Here is a 20,120-nt window from a genome sequence, read left to right on the forward strand (position 1 = left end):
CTGCGCGCCAGTTTCAGTTTCGTTCGGCTGCTTCCACGGTATTCATGAGCAGCATGGTAATCGTCATCGGACCGACGCCGCCTGGTACCGGGGTGATATGCGAGGCCACTTCGCGCACCTTGGCGGTATCGACATCGCCGCACAGTTTGCCCGCATCGTCGCGGTTCATACCCACATCAATCACGATTGCACCCGGTTTGACCATGTCCGCCGTGAGCGTATTGCGGCGCCCGACGGCGGCTACCACCACGTCGGCCTGGCGCGTGTGGTAGGCCAGGTCCGGGGTCGCACTATGGCATATGGTCACGGTGGCGTTCGCTTGCAAGAGCAGCAGTGCCATTGGTTTGCCCACGGTGTTGCTGCGGCCAATGACCACGGCGTGCTTGCCGCGCAGATCGTAACCTGTGCTTTCAATCAGTTTCATGCAGCCGTAGGGGGTGCAGGGCCGGAAGCCCTCCAGGCCCGTCATCAGTTCACCGGCCGACAGGACTGAATAGCCGTCCACGTCCTTCGATGTCGAGATTGCCTCGATGACCTTGTGCGGATTGATGTGCTTGGGCAAAGGCATCTGGACCAGGATGCCGTGGATTTTTGGGTCAGCATTGAGCGCCGCAATCCGGTCTAACAGGGCAAACTCGGTCAGGTCGGCGTCGTATTTTTCAAGCAGCGAATGGAAACCCACGTCGCCGCAGGCCTTGACCTTGTTGCGCACGTAGACCTGGCTGGCCGGATCCTCGCCCACCAGAATCACTGCCAGCCCGGGCTGCTTGCCCTTGGCCGTCAGAGCGGCTGCGCGCTGGCCGATTTCGGTGCGCAATTGTTGGGAGAGGAGGACGCCATCGATCAGTTGTGCGGACATGGTTGTTCTTTGCCGGTAGGAGAAGGGGGAAGCGAGATTATAAAGCGCGCAGGGGTTTTCGCCGAGAGCCGCCATTCGAGGTGGCGCTCGCGTAACCGCGCCATCGCCCTCGCGCAGGCGGGGGGCTATAGCAGGCGTGCGATCGGTTTACTCACGTTTCGGCTGCGCACGCGTGGCATAGGCACCCGCCTGCGCGAGTGCGATGTGGGGTTATTCCACTATATGAAATGAAATATCGCAATTTGAAAAACTGCAAAAACGCTGTTAGAATCCATGCACTAATTTTGGGTAATGGTAAATTGTCAGCAAAATACTAAGGAGACGCATTAATGTCAGCTCAACTCGACCAGTTGACGGCCCAGGCCGCCAATGATCCCGATACGCTCGAAACCAAGGAATGGCTCGAAGCGCTCGAGGCCGTCATTGAAAACGAGGGCCCGGAACGCGCCCACTATCTGATGGAACGACTGGTCGATCTGGCACGCCGCCGCGGCGCCCACATCCCGTTTTCCAGCAACACCGCTTACGTCAATACCATCCCCGCCCACCTCGAAGAACACTGCCCCGGCAACCTGGAGTACGAAGAGCGCCTGCGCTCGTGGATGCGCTGGAACGCCATGGCCATGGTGGTCAAGGCCAACCGCGCCGACGGCGACCTGGGTGGCCACATTTCCAGCTTCGCCTCGCTGGCGAACATGCTGGGCATTGGCTTTAACCACTTCTGGCGCGCCCCGTCGGCCGAACATGGCGGCGATCTGCTGTACATCCAGGGTCACTCCTCGCCCGGCATCTACGCGCGCGCCTTCCTGGAAGGGCGCCTGTCCGAAGACCAGTTGCTGAACTTCCGCCGCGAAGTCGACGGCAAGGGCCTGTCCTCGTACCCGCACCCGAAACTGATGCCGACCTTCTGGCAGTTCCCGACCGTGTCGATGGGTCTGGGTCCGCTGATGGCGATCTATCAGGCGCGCTTCCTGAAATACCTGCATGCACGCTCGATTGCCGACACCGAAAACCGCAAGGTCTGGGTCTTCTGCGGCGACGGCGAAATGGACGAGCCGGAATCGATGGGCGCGATTGGCATGGCTGCGCGCGAACGCCTCGACAACCTGGTCATGGTCGTCAACTGCAACCTGCAGCGCCTGGACGGTCCGGTGCGCGGCAACGGCAAGATCATCCAGGAACTGGAAGCGGACTTCCGCGGCGCCGGCTGGAACGTGGTCAAGGTGATCTGGGGCCCGGGCTGGGATACCTTGCTGGCCAAGGACAAGGAAGGCATTCTGCAGCGCGTGATGATGGAAACCGTCGACGGCGAATACCAGAACTACAAGGCCAAGGACGGCGCCTACGTGCGCAAGCATTTCTTCGGCAAGCATCCGAAGCTGCTGGAAATGGTCGCCAACATGACCGACGACGATATCTGGCGCCTGACCCGCGGCGGCCATGACCCGCACAAGATTTACGCCGCCTTCAAGATTGCGCAGGAAAACAAGGGCACGCCAACGGTTCTGCTGGTGAAAACCGTCAAGGGCTTCGGCATGGGCAAATCGGGCGAAGCGCGCAATACTGCGCACCAGACCAAGAAGCTCGACGACGAAGCCATCCGCGAAATGCGCGACCGCTTCGGTATTCCGATCCCGGACGACAAGCTGGCCGAGATCCCCTTCTTCAAACCGGCCGACGATGCGCCCGAAATGGTGTACCTGCACAAACGCCGCGAAGCGCTGGGCGGCTACCTGCCGCAGCGCCGTCCGCAGGCAGCCGAAACGCTGCCGGTGCCTGCACTGTCGGCCTTCCAGAACGTGCTGGACGCCACCGCTGAAGGACGCGAAATTTCGACCACGCAGTCGTTCGTGCGCATCATTTCGACCCTGCTGCGCGACCCGAACCTGGGCCAGCGCATCGTCCCGATCCTGGTGGATGAATCGCGTACCTTCGGTATGGAAGGCTTGTTCCGCCAGATCGGCATCTTCAACCAGCAAGGGCAGTTGTATGAGCCGGTCGACAAGGACCAGGTCATGTACTACCGCGAAGACAAGGCTGGCCAGATTCTGCAAGAAGGTATCAACGAAGCCGGCGGCATGAGCTCGTGGATCGCTGCGGCGACTTCGTACTCGACCAACAACCGGATCATGATCCCGTTCTACACCTTCTACTCGATGTTTGGCATGCAGCGCATTGGCGACTTGGCCTGGGCGGCCGGCGACATGCGCGCACGCGGCTTCCTGATGGGCGGCACCGCAGGGCGTACCACGCTGAACGGCGAAGGCTTGCAGCACGAAGATGGCCACAGCCACGTGATGGCAGCGACCATTCCGAACTGCCTGCCGTACGATCCGACCTTCGCGCATGAAGTGGCGGTGATCGTGCAGGACGGTTTGCGCCGCATGGTGGCGGAGCAGGAAGACGTGTTCTACTACATCACGCTGATGAACGAGAACTACGAGATGCCTGGCCTGAAGCCTGGCACCGAAGCGGGCATCCTGAAGGGCATGTACCTGCTCCAGGAAGGCAAGCAGGATGCCAAGCAGCGCGTGCAGCTGATCGGTTCCGGCACCATTTTGCGTGAGTCGATCTTTGCGGCCGAGCTGCTGGAAAAAGACTTTGGCATCGCTGCCGATGTGTGGTCGGCACCGTCGCTGACGCTGATCGCGCGCGATGGTCAGGACGCCGAGCGCTGGAACATGGTGCACCCGACCGACACCCCGCGCCTGCCGTATGTGACGCAGCTGATGGAAAAGACCTCCGGTCCGATCATTGCCACCACCGACTACATGCGTTTGTTCGCCGAGCAGATCCGCGCGTTCATGCCGAAGGACCGCACCTACAAGGTGCTGGGTACCGACGGTTTCGGCCGTTCCGACAGCCGCGTCAAGCTCCGCGAGTTCTTTGAAGTGAACCGTCACTACATCGTGGTGGCGACGCTCAAGGCATTGGCGGATGAAGGCAAGGTCAAGACCAGCGTGGTGGCGGAAGCGATTGCCAAGTATGGCATCGATCCGAACAAGCCGAATCCAGTGACCCAGTAAACACCACCCCATCGTCCTCGCGAAGGCGGGGACCCATAGCATCTCAAATGTGCCATGGGCCCCCGCCTGCGCGAGGGCGATGCGATAACTAAGAATAATGGAGCTGCTATGAGCACAGTGGAAGTCAAAGTCCCGGATATCGGCGACTTCAAGGAAGTCGAAGTCATTGAATTGATGGTCAAGGTGGGCGACACCATCAAAGTCGATCAGTCGCTGGTCACCGTCGAATCCGACAAAGCCAGCATGGAAATCCCGTCGTCCCACGCGGGCGTCGTGAAAGAACTCAAGATCAAGGTCGGTGACAAGGTCGCCGAGGGTTCGCTGGTGCTGATTCTGGAGGCGTCCGAAGGCGCCGCCGCGCCAGCGGAAGCAGCGCCCGCACCTGCAGCGGCCGCGCCTGACGCTGCAGCGCCAGTCGCCGCCCCGGCGCCGGTCGCAGCCCCTGCACCAGCGCCCGCAGCGGCACCGGCGCCGGCAGCAGCTGCCGCCCCGGCCCCATCGAACTCGAAAGCCCACGCCTCGCCATCGATCCGCAAGTTCGCCCGTGAACTGGGCGTGGACCTGATGCGCGTGCCTGGCAGCGGCCCGAAAGGCCGCATCACCCAGGAAGACGTGCAGAACTTCGTCAAGGGCGTGATGGCCAGCGCTTCGCCAGGTAACGGTTCGGAAGCAGCCAAGGGCGGCTCCGGCGTTGGCCTGGATCTGCTGCCCTGGCCGTCGCTCGACTTCAGCAAGTTCGGTCCGACCGAGCTGCTGCCGCTGTCGCGCATCAAGAAGATCAGTGGCCCGAACCTGCACCGTAACTGGGTAATGATCCCGCACGTGACGCAGTTCGACGAATCCGACGTGACCGATCTGGAGCAGTTCCGCGTGGATTCCAACGCGGCCCTGGCCAAGGCCAAGTCGACCGTCAAGCTGACCATGCTCGCGTTCGTGATCAAGGCCAGCGTCGCGGCACTGAAAAAATACCCGGCATTCAATGCCTCGATCGATGCCACCGGCGCCAATCTGATCCTCAAGCAGTACTACAACATCGGCTTTGCAGCCGACACGCCGAACGGTCTGGTGGTCCCGGTCATCAAGGACGCCGACAAGAAGTCGATCTCGCAGATCGCCACCGAAATGGGCGAGCTGTCCGGCCAGGCGCGCGAGGGCAAGCTCAGTCCTGCCAACATGCAGGGCGCGACCTTCACCATCTCGTCGCTGGGCGGCATTGGCGGCACCGCGTTCACGCCGATCATCAACGCACCGGAAGTGGCGATCCTTGGCCTGTCCAAGTCGTCCATGAAGCCGGTGTGGGACGGCGCCGCATTCCAGCCGCGCCTGATGCTGCCGCTGTCGCTGTCGTACGACCACCGCGTCATCGATGGCGCCATGGCGGCGCGCTTCACCGCATATCTGGCAGAAGTCATGTCGGACCTGCGCAAGTCGCTGTTATAAGGAGGGCTGACTGATGAGCACAATCGACGTCAAAGTCCCCAATATCGGCGACTTCAAGGAAGTGGAAGTGATCGAGTTGATGGTCAAGGTCGGTGACACGATCAAGGCCGATCAATCCCTGATCACGGTGGAATCGGACAAGGCCAGCATGGAGATCCCGTCCAGCCACGCTGGCGTGGTCAAGGAACTCAAGGTCAAGGTGGGCGACAAGGTGGCGGAAGGCTCGCCATTGCTGGTGCTGGAAGAGGGCGCTGGTGCATCGGCGCCGGCTGCACCGGCCGCCGCGCCAGCGGCCGCCACGCCCGCATCGGCGCCGGCCGAATCGCAGGCCCCGGCCCGTCCCGACGCCGCGCCAACGGCTGCGCCAGCGGCGCCTGCGCCAACGATGGCCAAGTACGACGGCAAGGTCGATGTGGAATGCGAGATGATGGTGCTGGGCGCAGGCCCTGGCGGCTATTCGGCAGCGTTCCGTTCGGCCGACCTGGGCATGAACACGGTGCTGATCGAGCGTTACGCGTCGCTCGGTGGCGTGTGCCTGAACGTGGGCTGCATTCCATCGAAGGCGCTGCTGCACGTGGCAGCCGTGATCGATGAAACGGCCGCCATGTCGAAGCATGGCGTCACGTTCGCCAAGCCGCAGATCGACATCGACCAGCTGCGCGCCTACAAGGACAAGGTCATCACCAAGATGACCGGTGGCCTGGCTGGCATGGCCAAGGCACGTAAGGTCAACGTGGTGCAGGGCGTCGGGCAGTTTGTCAGCGCCAACCACATCGAAGTGACCGCCGCTGACGGCAGCAAAAAGGTGGTGCAGTTCCAGAAAGCGATCATCGCTGCCGGTTCCTCGGTAGTGAACCTGCCGTTTGTGCCGCAGGACCCGCGCATTGTCGACTCGACCGGCGCGCTTGAACTGCGTCAGATCCCCAAGCGCATGCTGGTCATTGGCGGCGGTATCATTGGTCTGGAAATGGCCACTGTGTATTCGACCCTGGGCGCCCGCATCGACGTGGTGGAAATGCTCGATGGCCTGATGCAGGGCGCAGACCGCGACATGGTCAAAGTCTGGCAGAAGTTCAACGAGAAGCGTTTCGATAACATCATGACCAAGACCAAAACGGTTGCGGTGGAAGCGCTGGCCGAAGGCATCAAGGTCAGCTTCGAAGCTGCGGAAGCCGGCGGCAAGGCGCCCGAGCCGCAACTCTATGACATGGTACTGGTGGCAGTTGGCCGCAGCCCGAACGGCAAGAAGATCGCCGCGGACAAGGCTGGCGTGACCGTGACCGATCGCGGCTTCATTCCGGTCGATGGCCAGATGCGCACCAATGTGCCGCACATCTTCGCCATCGGCGACCTGGTGGGTCAGCCGATGCTGGCGCACAAGGCCGTGCACGAGGCGCATGTGGCAGCCGAAGCGGCGCATGGCGAGAAGGCTTACTTCGACGTCAAGGTCATTCCTTCGGTGGCGTACACGGATCCGGAAGTGGCGTGGGTTGGCATTACCGAAGACGAAGCCAAGGCGCAGGGCATCAAGCTGGAGAAGGGTCACTTCCCGTGGGCGGCCAGTGGACGCGCCGTGGCCAATGGCCGCGACGAAGGCTTTACAAAACTGCTGTTCGACGCCGAGACGCACCGGATTGTGGGTGGCGGCATTGTCGGCACCCATGCCGGTGACATGATTGGTGAAATCGCATTGGCGATCGAGATGGGTGCCGACGGCGTCGATATCGGCAAGACGATCCACCCGCATCCGACTCTGGGCGAATCGATCGGCATGGCGGCCGAGGTGTATGAAGGTGTGTGCACGGACCTGCCGCCGGTGCGCAAGCGTTAATCGCGCAAGTAGCAACAAGCTACATCATCCTCGCGAAGGCGGGGATCTATACCACGCTGAACGACTTCGGGCACGTGGTATAGGCCCCCGCCTACGCGAGGGCGATGTAGCAGCTGTTTTGCGCCTTCGGTGTGGCAAACAAAAAGGGAAGCTCGCGCTTCCCTTTTTTTACGCCTGCGTCGCACGGGACGCCTGTCAGCCCTTGGCTGATTGTTCTTCGTTTAGTTGTAACTGGTCCAGCGGGTTGGAATTTCCATCGCGCCGCTGCGGGCGGCGTCGACATAGGCGCGCATTTCTGCGACCACGGCTTCGAGTTTTTCGGTGTTCGGGTTTTCGAGAAACCCTTTCATGCGTTCATTGAGTGCGGCGTGCTGATCGCGCCATTCGTAGCGAGCGGACTTGCTCATAAAGCCTCCTGTAAAGACTACAGCTTGCCAGATTGCCCAACACGGTTCGGTGCGCTGACGCACATACGCGTCAGCCGCCTTACGCCTGTTTCAGCACACTGCGGTAGAACAGGCCGAGACGACGATGCAGCAAGCGCAGCATTTCATCGCGGGGCTGCTGGGCCGGGTCGAACAGGAAGCGCGAGTACGGGTCACCCATGATGCATTGAATCAGGAAGCTGGGCAGCAGATCGAGGTCGACATCGTCGTGCATCAAGGCGCGCATTTCCGACCGGGCGAAAAAATTGCCCAGCATTTCGCGCGTCTGGCGCGGGCCCGCTTCAAAGAAGGAGGTGCCCACTTCCGGATTGGTCTTTGATTCCGCAATGACCATGCGCTGCACGGCCAGCGCCTCGGGCGCGGTGATCATGTCCAGAAAATGCTCGCCGAATTCGTCCACGATTTCCTTGAACGGCCGCTGATCGCCTTCCATCTGGTTGGGCGTGATGAAGCGGTCGCGATTGGCGATCAGAACGGCCTGGAACAGGCCGGACTTGCCGCCGAATTTGACATAAATTGTCCGAACGGCAACATGGGCTTCGCGGGCGATCAATTCGAGGCTGACCTTTCCGTAACCCAACTTTAGAAACAACTGGCCTGCGGTCTCGATCAAGCCTTGATGGCGTGCTTCCAGGTCGGCGGCGCGAGGGCGGCCAGGGGCTTTGTGTGCTGGTAGTACCGGTGCTTTTTCCATGGCGTCACTTTAGAGCAAAATAAAATGAAATGCAATCGTTTCATTTCTTGACTTGCTCCAGGGAATGGATAATAATGCTCGAACCCCATTTCATTTTCGGAGCAGTGCCATGTCCCAGTCATCCCAGAAAGTCGAGCCGCCAGCGCTCGCGGCCGTACCACCCGCCACCGAACCGGCAGCGGCCCCGCCGAACTGGCGCGTGCGCGGCATTCTGGCGATCATCGTGCTGGGCGCCATCGGCTTCGGCGCCAAGATGTGGTACCACAGCACCCACTACGTGGAAACGGAAAACGCCTACGTGGCAGGCCACGTCACCCCAGTGTCCTCGCGCATTGCTGGTGTGGTCACCCGCGTGCTGGTGGAAGACAACCAGATCATCAAGGCTGGCGACGTGATCGCCGAACTCGATCCGGCCGACCAGCACGTGCGTGTCGAACAGATCCAGGCGCAGATCGCCAGCGCCGAACAGCAAGTGCTGCAAGCCGAGGCCCAGGTTGCGCAAACCCGTGCCCAGGCGCTCGCTGCCAACGCCCAGGTGGCCCAATCGCAGGCGCAGCTGGTGCGTGCGAATCAGGACGCCGAGCGTTTCAGCCAGTTGTATAGCTCGACGATGAAGGCCGTGTCGAAGGCTGAAGTGGACGCTGCCAACGCCAGCCGCGCCGGCGCCACTGCCGACCTGGCAGCGCGCCGCGGCAACGTGGAAGCAGCGCAAGCCCAGATCGTCGCCGCCGGCGCTGCCCGCGATGTGGTCAAGGCCCAGATCAAAGTGCTGCAGACCCAGCTCAAGGACGCCAAGCAGCAGCTGGCCTACAACAGCATCGTCGCACCAGTCGGTGGCCGTCTGGGCAAGCGCAGCGTGGAAGTGGGCGCGCGCGTCCAGCCAGGCCAGCAGCTCGCCGCTATCGTGCAGGACGACGTGTGGGTGACCGCCAATTTCAAGGAAACCCAGCTCGCCGGTTTGAAGCCTGGCCAGGAAGTCAAAGTCGCCATCGACGCGCTGGCCAAACAGCACCTGACTGGCCGCGTGGACAGCTTCTCGCCTGCGTCGGGCAACCAGTTCGCCCTGCTGCCAGCCGATAACGCCACCGGTAACTTCACCAAGATCGTACAGCGCGTACCAGTCAAGATCACCTTGCGTCCGGAAGACGTGAAACACCTCAATGGCCGTCTGGTGCCAGGCATGTCGGCCATGGTGGAAGTCGAGATCACCCAGGCCATGCCGGCTACCACCACCGCCGCGCGCTAAGACACTGCCATGACCAGTTCGACCAGTACTATGAAAGGGGGCGGCATGGGGGCCGCACCTGTAATCGCCGAAAAGGTCGAACTGCGAACCTGGATCGCGGTGGCCGCCGGCATGCTTGGCGCGTTCATGGCGATCCTGGATATCCAGATCACCAACTCGTCGCTGCGCGACATTCTTGGCTCGCTCTCTGCCACGCAGGAAGAGGGCTCGTGGATTTCGACTGCCTACCTGTGCGCGGAAATCGTCATCATCCCGCTGACCGCGCTGCTGACCCAGGTATTTGGCCTGCGCGGCTACCTGATGGGCACGACCGCGCTGTTCCTGATTTTTTCCACCCTGTGCGGCACCGCCTGGAACCTGGAGAGCATGATCGCCTTCCGCGTGCTGCAAGGGATCACCGGCGGCGCCCTGATTCCGATGGCGATGACGCTGGTGATGACCAAGCTGCCGCCTTCAAAGCGCGCTGCCGGCATGGGCATTTTTGGCCTGACCGCCACACTGGCGCCGGCCATGGGCCCGACCGTGGGTGGCTACCTGTCCGAAATTTACGGCTGGCCGACCATTTTCTACATCAACTGGGCGCCTGGTCTGCTGCTGCTGTTTGGCGTGTGGTGGGGCCTGGACCGCGACAAGGGCCAGCTCAAACTGCTGGCCGAAGCGGACTGGCTGGGCATCGCCCTGATGGCTGTTGGTCTGGGCTCGCTGACCATCATGCTCGAAGAAGGCAATTCGAAGGACTGGTTCGATTCGAACTTCATCCTCACCTTTGCCGCGCTGTCAGTGACAGGTATTCTGGGCTGGGCCTACACCAGCTTCATGAGCCCGAAGCCGTTCGTGAACCTGCGCCTGTACGGCCAGCGTAACTTCCTGGTCGCCACCGTGCTGTCGGGCGTGATCGGTATGGGCTTGTATGGCTCCTCGTACCTGCTGCCGCTGTACCTGGGTCAGATCGCCGGCTACACCCCGATGCAGATTGGTGAAGTCATCATGTGGGCCGGGCTGCCGCAGCTGTTCATCATGCCGTTTGCCGCGATTTTGTCGTCCAAGGTGGACAACCGCATCCTATGCGGCTTCGGGCTGACCATGTTCGGCATCTCGTGCATGATGAACGCCTACATGGACGCCAGCACGGGTTACGACCAGCTGTTCTGGTCGCAGATCGTGCGCGCCGCCGGCCAGCCCTTCATCATGCTGACGCTGTCGCAGTTTGCCATGCACGGTATCGCACCGAAGGACACGGCATCGGCATCGAGCCTGTTCAACATGACCCGCAACCTGGGCGGCTCGGTCGGCATCGCCATGCTGGCCACCACGCTGACCAACCGCGAGCACTTCCACTCTGCCATCATCGGCCAGTCGGTGTCGTCGTTCTCGGCTGCCACCCAGCAGCGGCTGGACCAGTTGAGTGCCGCCTTCATCAGCAATGGCATCGATCCCGCCACGGCCGCCGACAAGGCGCTGGGCGTGATCGACCGCATCGTGCGGCGCGAAGCGTTCGTCATGGCTTACAACGACGGCTTCGTGATCATGGCGGTGTTCCTGTTCGCGTGCGTCGGCGCGCTGTTCTTTGCCGACAAAGTCAAAGCACCATCCGGCGCTGGCGCCGGCGCCCACTAATATGATGTACGGAGAAGCAAACATGAAACCATTGATCCTGTGCGCGATGCTGGCGCTGGCCGGCTGCACCACCATTGGCAGCGACTTCGTCGCCCCGGCCGACACCTCGGCCCCGGCCTGGCGTCACGCTACCACCGAGGCGGACAGCGCACGCTTGCCGGCCGAGTGGTGGACCGTGTTCGGCGACGACACGCTGAACGCGCTTGAACAGCGCGCCGTGCGTGACAATGCCGGCGTCAAAGCCAGTGCCCAGCGTCTGCTGCAGGCGCAAGCGCAGCTGAGCAACCTGAAAAGCGCGCAAGGCCCGAGCGTGAACCTGGGCGTCTCGGCGGCCAACTCGCGCACCTCGGCCGAGACGGCGCAAGCGCTGGCGCTGGGTGGCCGCTCGATCGAAGGTGACAACTACACCGTCGGCGCCTCGCTGTCGTATGAGCTGGACCTGTGGGGCCGCGTGCGGCGCGTGGTCGAAGCGGCCGACGCCCAGGCGCTGCAAACCCAGAATGACCGCGACGGCGTGATCCTGCTGCTGTCGGCGCAAGTAGCGCAAACCTACTGGCAGCTGCGCGGGCTGGACGTCGAACTGGCCATTTTGCAGCAGGCCCTCAAGGCGCGTGCCGAAGCGCAGGACGTGGTGGAAGCGCGTCTGAACGGCGGCCTGACCAACGAACTGGATGTCGCGCGTGCGCGCATCGAACGCGCCAATGCCGAAGCGGACCTGCACGAAGTGCAGCGTCAGCGCAATCTGCTCGAACACAGCCTGGCCGTGCTGACCGGCGTGTCGCCTTCGTCGCCTCTGATCACAGCACTGAATACCACCGTGCTGCCCGAGCCGCCTGCGATTCCCGTTGGCTTGCCGGCGAGCTTGCTGGCGCAGCGTCCCGACCTGGCCGCCAGCGTGGCCGGACTGCGTGCGGCGAATGCCCAGGTAGCCGTGGCAGAAGGCGCCTTCTATCCCTCGCTCAGCCTGACAGGCAACTTCGGTTATGCCTCCGAGAGCCTGAGCAATCTGGTGAGCGGCGGCGCGCGCCAATTCTCGATTGGCCCGCTGGCCCTGTCGCTGCCGCTGTTTGACGGTGGCCGCAACAAGTCCAACCTGGCGCTGCAAAAAGCGCGCTACGGCGAAGCGATTGCGAACCACGAAGGCAAGCTGCTGACGGCCTTGCGCGAAGTGGAAGACGCGCTGTCGGACGTGCAGCAGCGACAGCGTCAGGGCCAGGTGCAAGCCCAGTCGCAGGAAGCGGCAGCGCGTGCCGTGCTGGTTGCCACCGCGCGCTACGAGCGTGGCCTGTCGACCTACCTGGACGTGACGGACGCCCAGCGCAGTTCGCTGGCAGCTGACCGCGCCGCGGCCCAGATCCGCACCCAGCGCCTGCTGGCCGCCGTTGCCGTGGCCCGTTCCCTGGGCGCTGGCTGGACCCTGCAAGCGCCAGTCGCGACCATCGCCAACGCCAAATAGAGTCATTCCCCTGCGCCGAAAGTTGCAACTTCGGCGTCAGCCCTCCTGTTGCACAATCGGGGTCAGACCTCAATTCTGCAAGATTTTGTCTGCCTGGCGGTGGCCAAGTTTTCGTTTTGTCGTGCGATCGCGCCACTTTGTGGCTGTGCGACGTTGGAATTCACGAAAAACCCGAAGAATTGGGGTCTGACCCCGATTTTGAAACAAGTTGCAGTATTGAGGTCTGACCCCGATTTTGCAATTGTGGGTCTGCTGGGCTGTTTTGTGGCGGGATGTGCTTTTGGGCGGCGAGTCGTTTTACAATCGCGGTCATTGCCATTGCTTTCACAAGGACCCATGAAAAACCTTCTTGCCCCCATCTTGTTCGCGCTCGGTGCCAGCGCGGCGTATGCCGCTGAGCCCGCTGCTGCGCCAGCGCCGCATGTGGCCAGCGCCACCGAATTGCATGGCATGGCCAAACGCTATGCGCCAGTCGATCTGACTGCCGATATTTCCTCTCTTTCCGCCGGCGACCGCGCTGCCATCGTCAAGCTGATCGAGGCCGCCAAAATTGTCGATACGCTTCAGCTGCGGCAGCGCTGGGCTGGCAATGAGGCGCTGTGGGCGGCGCTGAAGAAGGACAAGTCGGCCCTGGGCAAGGCGCGTCTCGATTATTTCTGGCTCAATAAGGGACCATGGTCGATCCTGGATGATCATATGTCCTTCATGCCGGCGGACTTTAAAGGCATCAAGATCCCGGCCAAGAAACCCGAAGGCGCCAATTTCTATCCGGCCGGCGCCACCAAGCCAGCCCTGGAAGCGTGGATGAACGCGCTGCCGCCAAAAGACAAGGAAGCGGCGCAGTGGTTCTTCACCACCATCCGCAGCCAGCCCGATGGCAGCTTCAAGACCGTGACGTATGCGGATGAATACAAGGTCGAACTGACTCGCCTGGCGCAGCTGCTGCGTGAGGCCGCCGCCGCCACCGACAATGCCTCGCTCAAGAAATTCCTGACCCTGCGCGCCGATGCCTTCCTGTCGAACGATTATCTGGCGTCGGATTTTGCGTGGATGGATCTGGATGCGCCAGTCGACATCACGATCGGCCCGTACGAGACCTACAACGATGAACTGTTCGGCTACAAGGCGGCGTTCGAGGCCTACGTCAGCATTCGCGATCAGAAGGAAACCAGCAAGCTCGATTTCTTCAGCCAGCATATGCAGGAGCTGGAAGACAATCTGCCGCTCGATGCCAAGTACCGCAATCCCAAAGTCGGCGCGCTCGCGCCCATGGTGGTGGTGAACCAGGTATATGGCGCCGGTGACGGCAATATGGGGGTGCAGACCGCTGCTTACAATCTGCCCAACGATGAGCGCATCATCAGCCAGCGCGGCTCCAAGCGTGTCATGCTAAAAAATATTCAGGAAGCGAAATTCAAGTCGACCCTGACGCCCATCGCCAAACTGGTGCTGCGCCAGGATGCGCAGGCCGACCTCGATTTCGATTCCTTCTTTACCCATATCCTGGCCCACGAGATCACCCATGGCCTCGGTCCGCACCTGACCAACAACGACGGCAAGCCATCGACCCCGCGCCAGGACTTGAAGGATACCTATTCCACCATCGAGGAAGCCAAGGCCGATATCGCCGGCCTGTGGGCGCTTGGCTACATGATGGACAAGGGCCAGCTGAAGGACACGCTGGGGCAGGGCGCCAGCGCCGAGCGCAAGCTGTATAACACCTTCCTGGCGTCGGCCTTCCGCACCCTGCATTTCGGCCTGACCGATTCACATGCACGGGGCATGGCGATTCAGCTTAATTATCTGCTCGACAAGGGCGCCTTCGTCTCGCATGGCGACGGCACTTTCTCCACCGATTTTGGGAAGATCAAACAGGCAGTGACGGACTTGAACCGCGAGTTCCTGACCATCGAGGCCACCGGCGACTACCAGCGCGCGCAGGCGATGATGGCGCGTTACGTGGTGATCCGCCCCGATGTGCAGAAGGGCCTCGACAAAATGAAGGCGGTGCCGAACGATATCCGGCCGGCGTTTTCCACCGCCGCCCAATTGCTGAAGAAATAGCAAGCTGTCATCGACCATATAAAAACCACGGTGCGCCGTGGTTTTTTTACGTCGTAATTTTATGAAGCTGCTAAGCAAAATGCGCCAAGTGTTGAGGATTTTCCACAAGGAAAAATCTTTTTCATAAAAGATAGTGCACTGAAATAAATTGCCGCATAGCATGGAGTCATCCTTTGAGGAACTGCCATGCTCAAGACTCTCCTGACCGCCGCGCTTGCAATGTTGTCCTTGTCCGCCCACGCTGGCGCGCAACTGACCGAGATGGAGACGCGCTGGCTGAAAGCCGCCGCACCCGTGCTGGCGCAGGCCCAGCGTATGGGCCTTCCCATCGATATCACCGTGCAGCCCGTGGCCCGGCCGAATGATGTGCCGCTGGCGATGGGCTTTGCTGACGGCCGCTGCAAACTGGTGCTGTCCATGCGCGGCAATCCGGACGCCGAAAAGGTGCTGGAGAATGTGGCCGCAGCCGACCGCCCGGTCCTGATGGAAGCGATGGCTGCGCACGAGGTGGGCCATTGCTACCGCGTGGTGCAGGGCCGCTGGCATGCGCTGCCGGCCGGCTTTGAGGAAACGGGCGACGAACGCGCGGATGATCCTTCGCTGCTGGTGGCGGCCAAGGCCATGCGCGAAAACCGGCGTGAGGAAGGCTACGCCGACCTGGTGGCACTGGCCTGGATCCAGCGCCATCACCCCGCCAGCTATAACAAGACGTATGCCTGGCTGAGCGCATTGCGCGAAGTGCAACCCGTCGCTGGCGCCAGCCACGATACGCGCGCCTGGGTGCGCCTGGCCAAGGATGCCAGCCTGTTTGCACAAGTGAGCAATCCCTTCGAAGATGTGGCCGCAGCCTGGGGTCAGGGCTTGCTGAGCAATGATTAAACGCCTGTTTGCGCTGGCGCTGTTGGCCTGCACTTGGGCGCACGCAGCCACCCCGGCAAGTGAAGCGCAGTGGATCGCCGCAGCGCAGACTGCGGTGGCCTTTGGCCAGGCCCAGGGTTTGCCGATCGAGCTGGAAGTGGTCAGCGGCGACGGCTTGTCCGGCCACACGCCAGTCGGCATCTGGAGCGAAAACGGCCGCTGCACCCTGGTGGTGTCGGCCAAGGACAATCCCACCGCCGAGCGGGTCAGCACTATGGTTGACCCGGCGGTGCTCGATCTGTTTTTGACCGGTGCGGCGATTCATGAAGTGGGCCATTGCCACCGCCGCCTGCAGGGCTATCCCCATAACGAAAAACTGCTGCCCGTGGTGGCCTGGATTGGCCCTGTCAAGCAGTGGTTCACGCGCCGCATTTTGACGGAAGAAGCCTACGCCGACATGACCGAAGTGGCCTGGCTGGCGCGCTACCATCCGCAGCAGTACGACGCGGTGATGCAGGAAATTCACAAGGTGCGCACGCGCTTTCGTGAACCCAAGCATGACACCTTGCCCTGGCTGGAAATTGCCATGGCGACAGGCCCACGCGATGATGGCCGGGACTTGTTCTTGCTGGCTGACATGCACCTGTCGAGATATCGCTAGTTTTTCCTTCGTATGTACGTTGTCGCACAGATTGACAACTTGGTTACGCAGTTAAATCACGTACCAACAACCATATATGCAAAGGGACTCCACCATGAAACCATTCGTCGCTACCCTGCTCGCTTCCGCACTGACTGCCGCTTTCGCCAGCGCCTACGCTGCTGACACCAAGCCGGACAATGCCACCTACCGCACCATGACGGCCAAGGCCAGCGCCGACTACAAGCAAGCCTCGGCCCAGTGCACTGGCATGAGCGGCAACGAGCGCGCCGTCTGCATCGAAGAAGCCAAAGTGGCACGCGCCCGCACCAATGCCGATGCCGTGGCCCAGTACAACAACACGCTCAAGGCCCGCACCGCTGCCCGCAACACGCTGGCCAATGCCGAATACGCGCTGGCCAAGGTCAAGTGCTCGGTCAGCACCGGCGCCGAAAAAGACAGCTGCCTGGCCAACGCCCAGTCGGTGCATGTGGCTGCACTGGCCGACGCCAAGGCCGACCGCGATACCCGCGTTGCCAGCACCACTGGCGCCACCGCAGGCGTAGACGACAAGGGCCTGGTGGCCAACACCAATACCACCGATCCAGCCAAGGCGGCTGCGGTCGACAAGTGCGCCCAGGTGGCCGGTCAGCCAAGCATCGGCTGCCTGATCAACAACAAGGACAACACGGTTGCCGCCACCACCGCTGGCACCGCGTCCACTGTTGCTGCCAACACGCGTGAAGCGGCCGGCAACGTCGCCCAGAAGACCGAAAACCTGGCCGAGCGCGCTGTCGACAAGACCAAGGAAGTGGCATCGAACATCGCCAACAAGACCGAGCGCGCAGTTGACCGCGTTGCCGACCGCACCGACAACGCGGGCGAGCGTACCGCCAATGCCACCGAAAACGCTACCGCAAAAACCGGCAAAGTAGTGGCCGACTCGGTCATCACCACCAAGGTCAAGGCTGACCTGTTCAAGGAGCCTGAATTGTCGGCCATGGGCATTCACGTTGAAACCGAAAAAGGCGTGGTCATGCTCAGTGGTTTCGTTGACAGCAAGGCCGATGCCGACAAGGCCGTGCGTCTGGCCAAGAGCGTGGAAGGGGTCAGTCAGGTCAAGAGCGCCATCAAGGTGAAATAAGGCGGGCGAATACCATACGCAAGCCCGCGCACGCGTGGCTGTGGCACCCAGTGTGGCGCTGCAGTCACGCGTGCGCGCATGCTCAGCAAATAAATCGGAAGTGCGACTGGGCACGGGTATAATTTTCTCGTGAACAGACTCGAAGCCTTCGGATACATTGCCGCCCAAGCCGCGCGTGGGGAGATCACTCTCCCAACCAGCGTGAACGCCGCCTTGCGCCTGCAACTTGCCCTCGACAACCCCGATTGTCATATTGAAGACGCCATCAAACTGGTGTTGGGCGAACCTCAGCTGGCGGCCAAGACGGTCGCTTTGGCCAACTCGGCCGCCTTCAACCGCAATGGCGATGCGCCGCTCACGAATGTGCGTGCGGCCGTGATGCGGGTTGGCTACCGCAGCCTGCAAACGCTGGTGGCCAGCCTGGTGGTGCGCCAGTTTGGCGCCCGCATTGTCGACCCGGCCCTGCGTGCCAAGGCCGAACAGCTGTGGGAGCATACCGCGCACGTGGCGGCGCTGTGCGCGGTCATTGCGCGCCGCGTTACCTTTGTTAATCCCGATACCGCCATGTTCGCCGCCATCGTGCACGAAGTGGGCGGCTTCTACCTGCTCTCGCGCGCCGACGAATTCCCAGGCTTGCTGGACGACGATCCCGAAAAATGGGCCGAGCTGTGCGAAGAAGTGGTCAGCCGCGAAGTGCTGAAAAAACTCGCGGTGCCTGAGCCGGTGGCCAATGCCATCCTGGCGCTGCGCGATGGCTGGCTGACCATGCCCCCCAGTACCTTGCTTGACACCCTGCTGCTGGCCAATCAGTTCGCACCGGTCGGCTCGCCGCTGGGCGTGCGTACCGAACCGATGCCTGAACACGCCGACTCGGTGCTTGATTTCGTGATCGACGATGCGACCCTGCAAAGCATCCTGCAAGAGTCGGACGACGAGGTCAAGTCGATGAGCGCGGCGCTTCTGGTGTAGGCACTGGCGCAGCATCGCGCTGCTGCCAGCGGTACCAGTACAGACCCACCCATTCGTGGGTGGCGTAGTAGGACCGGTACAAGCCGTTCGCGCTTGGTATCAGCATCCATGGCGTCCAGCGTGCGCGCGAGTAGAACAGCGTGGGCGCAGCCACCACCTCGATCCCCTGGCGCACAAACGCTTCCCGCGAGCGCGCCATGTGCATTGCCTGGGTCACCAGCAGCACCTTGTGCACGCCGGCTGCCTTGAGCATGCGCGCGCTGTACTCGGCATTTTCAGCCGTGGTGCGCGACTTGTCTTCCACCCACTTCACTGGTGTCTTGAACTCCTCGCGCAAGGCCCGCGCCATCGGCTCGCCCAAGGCCACTTCGCGCCCGCCCGAGGTGTCCATGCCGCCGCTGACCAGGATCGGCAAGCCAGTGGCATGATGCAGGTAAGCGCCGTAGTGCAGGCGCACCAGGCCCACCTGGTCCGGTACGTCCTGCCCCTCGTATTCGGGCGCCCGTTCGACGCTGCCTGCGCTGAGGACCACAATGGCCTGGGCACCGGTATCCTTGAATGAGGTCAGTGGCGCCGTCATCGCTTCCAGCGGTTGCACCAGCAGCAGGGCGCCGGCATTGGTCGACAGAGTCAGCAGAAGCAGGACGCTGACGGCGCTGAGCGAACTGCCCAGCGCCGGCCATTTACGGCGCAAAAGCGCACCGAGCAGTATCAGGAGCAGCAGATTCGCCGGGGGCATGATCAGGATGCGCAGCAGCGTGCTGGCGGTGTCAGTGTAGGTCATGGAAGGTCCATCTTGAAAAGTTTGCCATTATGGCAGGAAGCGCGTGTGCTTACGTTGCGACAAATATTTTCCCCAGAGGGTAGACTTCTTGATACATTGACAAATAGACGCAGGAGATACCGATGAAATGGGAAGGCAATCGCGAAAGCGACAACGTGGAAGACCGGCGCGGTAGCGGCGGCGGTGGCGGTTTTGGACTGGGCCGAGGCTCGATTGGCATCGGTACCGTGGTGATTGCGCTGATTGGTTCAGCCGTGTTTGGCGTCAATCCGCTGACCATGCTCAACTTGCTCAGCGGCGGGGGCGGTTCGCCTGTAGTGCAGCAGGGTCCGCCACAGGCCGGTCCGGCCAATGACCGCCAGACCCGCTTTGTACGGACTGTACTGGCCGATACGGAAGACGTCTGGGGCAAGCTGTTTGCGGCCAAAGGCGCCACTTACCAGCCCCCGAAGCTGGTGATTTTTTCCGATGCCACCCGCACTGCCTGCGGAACCGGGCAAAGTGCGACCGGTCCGTTCTACTGCCCGGCCGACCAGGACGTGTACATTGACCTGAGTTTTTATACCCTCATGCAGGAACGGTTCGGGGTGTCGGGCGAGTTTGCACAAGCGTACGTGATCGCGCACGAAATTGGCCACCACGTGCAAAATCAGCTCGGCATTTCCGAGAAGGTGCACGCCGCGCGCGAGCGCAGTTCCGAGCGCGACGCCAACGCCATGTCCGTGCGTCTGGAACTGCAGGCCGATTGCTTTGCCGGGGTCTGGGCCTTCCATGGCAACCAGGCGCGCGGCATTCTCGAACAGGGCGATGTCGCCTCAGCGCTGAAAGCGGCCTCTGCCATTGGGGATGATGCGCTGCAGCGGCAGGCGCGCGGGACGGTGGTACCGGATTCCTTCACCCATGGTTCTTCCGAGCAGCGCATGCGCTGGTTCAACAAGGGCCTGGAAGCGGGGCAGATCGAACAGTGTAATACCTTCGAAACACGCCAGTTGTAGGCTGGGTCCCAGCGGGCGAAACAGTGGCGGCAGACTGAATTCCACTTTTTC

The 20,120-nt window shown here is 61.9% G+C and carries 16 protein-coding genes; 12 read left to right on the forward strand and 4 right to left on the reverse strand.

Annotation, left to right across the window (positions count from 1 at the left end; translation table 11 throughout):
• Window positions 1-13: 13 nt before the first annotated feature.
• Window positions 14-859: a bifunctional methylenetetrahydrofolate dehydrogenase/methenyltetrahydrofolate cyclohydrolase FolD gene (gene folD, locus BUC24_RS01890; protein ID WP_073212385.1), complete on the reverse strand. Its 846-nt coding sequence runs from the start codon at window positions 857-859 to the stop codon at window positions 14-16.
• 329 nt (window positions 860-1,188) lie between these two features.
• Here folD and aceE point away from each other — a divergent pair, with 329 nt between their 5' ends.
• Genes aceE through lpdA form a run of 3 tightly spaced genes read left to right on the forward strand, consistent with a single transcriptional unit; the run spans window position 1,189 to window position 7,156 of the window.
• Complete coding sequence (gene aceE / locus BUC24_RS01895) at window positions 1,189-3,885, forward strand: pyruvate dehydrogenase (acetyl-transferring), homodimeric type (protein WP_073212386.1); 2,697 nt, start codon at window positions 1,189-1,191, stop codon at window positions 3,883-3,885.
• Window positions 3,886-3,939: 54 nt separating this feature from the next.
• Entirely contained in the window at window positions 3,940-5,325 is a 1,386-nt protein-coding gene (gene aceF, locus BUC24_RS01900) for a dihydrolipoyllysine-residue acetyltransferase (RefSeq protein ID WP_073212387.1), read from the forward strand.
• Between the two features lie 13 nt (window positions 5,326-5,338).
• The gene (gene lpdA, locus BUC24_RS01905; protein WP_073212388.1) at window positions 5,339-7,156 is read left to right on the forward strand and encodes a dihydrolipoyl dehydrogenase; all 1,818 of its coding nucleotides are present in this window, start codon (window positions 5,339-5,341) and stop codon (window positions 7,154-7,156) included.
• Window positions 7,157-7,377: 221 nt separating this feature from the next.
• Here lpdA and BUC24_RS01910 read toward each other — a convergent pair whose 3' ends face one another.
• The gene (locus BUC24_RS01910) at window positions 7,378-7,563 is read right to left on the reverse strand and encodes a hypothetical protein (RefSeq protein WP_073212389.1); all 186 of its coding nucleotides are present in this window, start codon (window positions 7,561-7,563) and stop codon (window positions 7,378-7,380) included.
• Window positions 7,564-7,642: 79 nt separating this feature from the next.
• On the reverse strand, window positions 7,643-8,296 hold the full coding sequence (locus BUC24_RS01915; RefSeq protein WP_073212390.1) for a TetR/AcrR family transcriptional regulator: 654 nt from the start codon (window positions 8,294-8,296) through the stop codon (window positions 7,643-7,645).
• Window positions 8,297-8,405: 109 nt separating this feature from the next.
• Here BUC24_RS01915 and BUC24_RS01920 point away from each other — a divergent pair, with 109 nt between their 5' ends.
• The 8 genes from BUC24_RS01920 (at window position 8,406) to BUC24_RS01955 (ending at window position 18,290) form a co-directional block, all read left to right on the forward strand.
• Window positions 8,406-9,542 (forward strand): HlyD family secretion protein, encoded by a 1,137-nt coding sequence (locus BUC24_RS01920; protein ID WP_073212391.1) that lies wholly within the window; start codon window positions 8,406-8,408, stop codon window positions 9,540-9,542.
• Between the two features lie 9 nt (window positions 9,543-9,551).
• On the forward strand, window positions 9,552-11,159 hold the full coding sequence (locus tag BUC24_RS01925; RefSeq protein ID WP_073212392.1) for a DHA2 family efflux MFS transporter permease subunit: 1,608 nt from the start codon (window positions 9,552-9,554) through the stop codon (window positions 11,157-11,159).
• 22 nt (window positions 11,160-11,181) lie between these two features.
• On the forward strand, window positions 11,182-12,615 hold the full coding sequence (locus tag BUC24_RS01930; protein WP_073212393.1) for an efflux transporter outer membrane subunit: 1,434 nt from the start codon (window positions 11,182-11,184) through the stop codon (window positions 12,613-12,615).
• Window positions 12,616-12,951: 336 nt separating this feature from the next.
• Window positions 12,952-14,679 carry a dipeptidyl-peptidase 3 family protein gene (locus BUC24_RS01935; RefSeq protein WP_073212394.1) on the forward strand — a complete coding sequence of 576 codons (1,728 nt, stop codon included), beginning with the start codon at window positions 12,952-12,954 and terminating at the stop codon, window positions 14,677-14,679.
• 186 nt (window positions 14,680-14,865) lie between these two features.
• Complete coding sequence (locus tag BUC24_RS01940; RefSeq protein ID WP_073212395.1) at window positions 14,866-15,558, forward strand: hypothetical protein; 693 nt, start codon at window positions 14,866-14,868, stop codon at window positions 15,556-15,558.
• Window positions 15,551-16,198: a hypothetical protein gene (locus tag BUC24_RS01945; protein ID WP_073212396.1), complete on the forward strand. Its 648-nt coding sequence runs from the start codon at window positions 15,551-15,553 to the stop codon at window positions 16,196-16,198. Before BUC24_RS01940 ends, BUC24_RS01945 begins: the two co-directional genes overlap by 8 nt.
• 94 nt (window positions 16,199-16,292) lie before the next feature.
• Window positions 16,293-17,321 carry a BON domain-containing protein gene (locus tag BUC24_RS01950; protein ID WP_073212397.1) on the forward strand — a complete coding sequence of 343 codons (1,029 nt, stop codon included), beginning with the start codon at window positions 16,293-16,295 and terminating at the stop codon, window positions 17,319-17,321.
• 129 nt (window positions 17,322-17,450) lie between these two features.
• The gene (locus tag BUC24_RS01955; protein WP_073212398.1) at window positions 17,451-18,290 is read left to right on the forward strand and encodes an HDOD domain-containing protein; all 840 of its coding nucleotides are present in this window, start codon (window positions 17,451-17,453) and stop codon (window positions 18,288-18,290) included.
• On the opposite strand, the gene BUC24_RS01960 is transcribed toward BUC24_RS01955, so the two are convergent.
• The gene (locus BUC24_RS01960) at window positions 18,259-19,074 is read right to left on the reverse strand and encodes a YdcF family protein (RefSeq protein WP_073212399.1); all 816 of its coding nucleotides are present in this window, start codon (window positions 19,072-19,074) and stop codon (window positions 18,259-18,261) included. The two genes, BUC24_RS01955 and BUC24_RS01960, sit on opposite strands and share 32 nt — an antisense overlap.
• A 122-nt stretch (window positions 19,075-19,196) precedes the next feature.
• Between BUC24_RS01960 and BUC24_RS01965 the strand changes: the two genes are divergently transcribed.
• Window positions 19,197-20,069, forward strand: coding sequence for a KPN_02809 family neutral zinc metallopeptidase (locus BUC24_RS01965; protein ID WP_073212400.1), 873 nt, complete (start codon window positions 19,197-19,199; stop codon window positions 20,067-20,069).
• Window positions 20,070-20,120: the final 51 nt, after the last annotated feature.

The sequence above is a fragment of the Massilia sp. CF038 genome (assembly GCF_900129765.1).
Classification (GTDB): Bacteria; Pseudomonadota; Gammaproteobacteria; order Burkholderiales; family Burkholderiaceae_D; genus Telluria_A.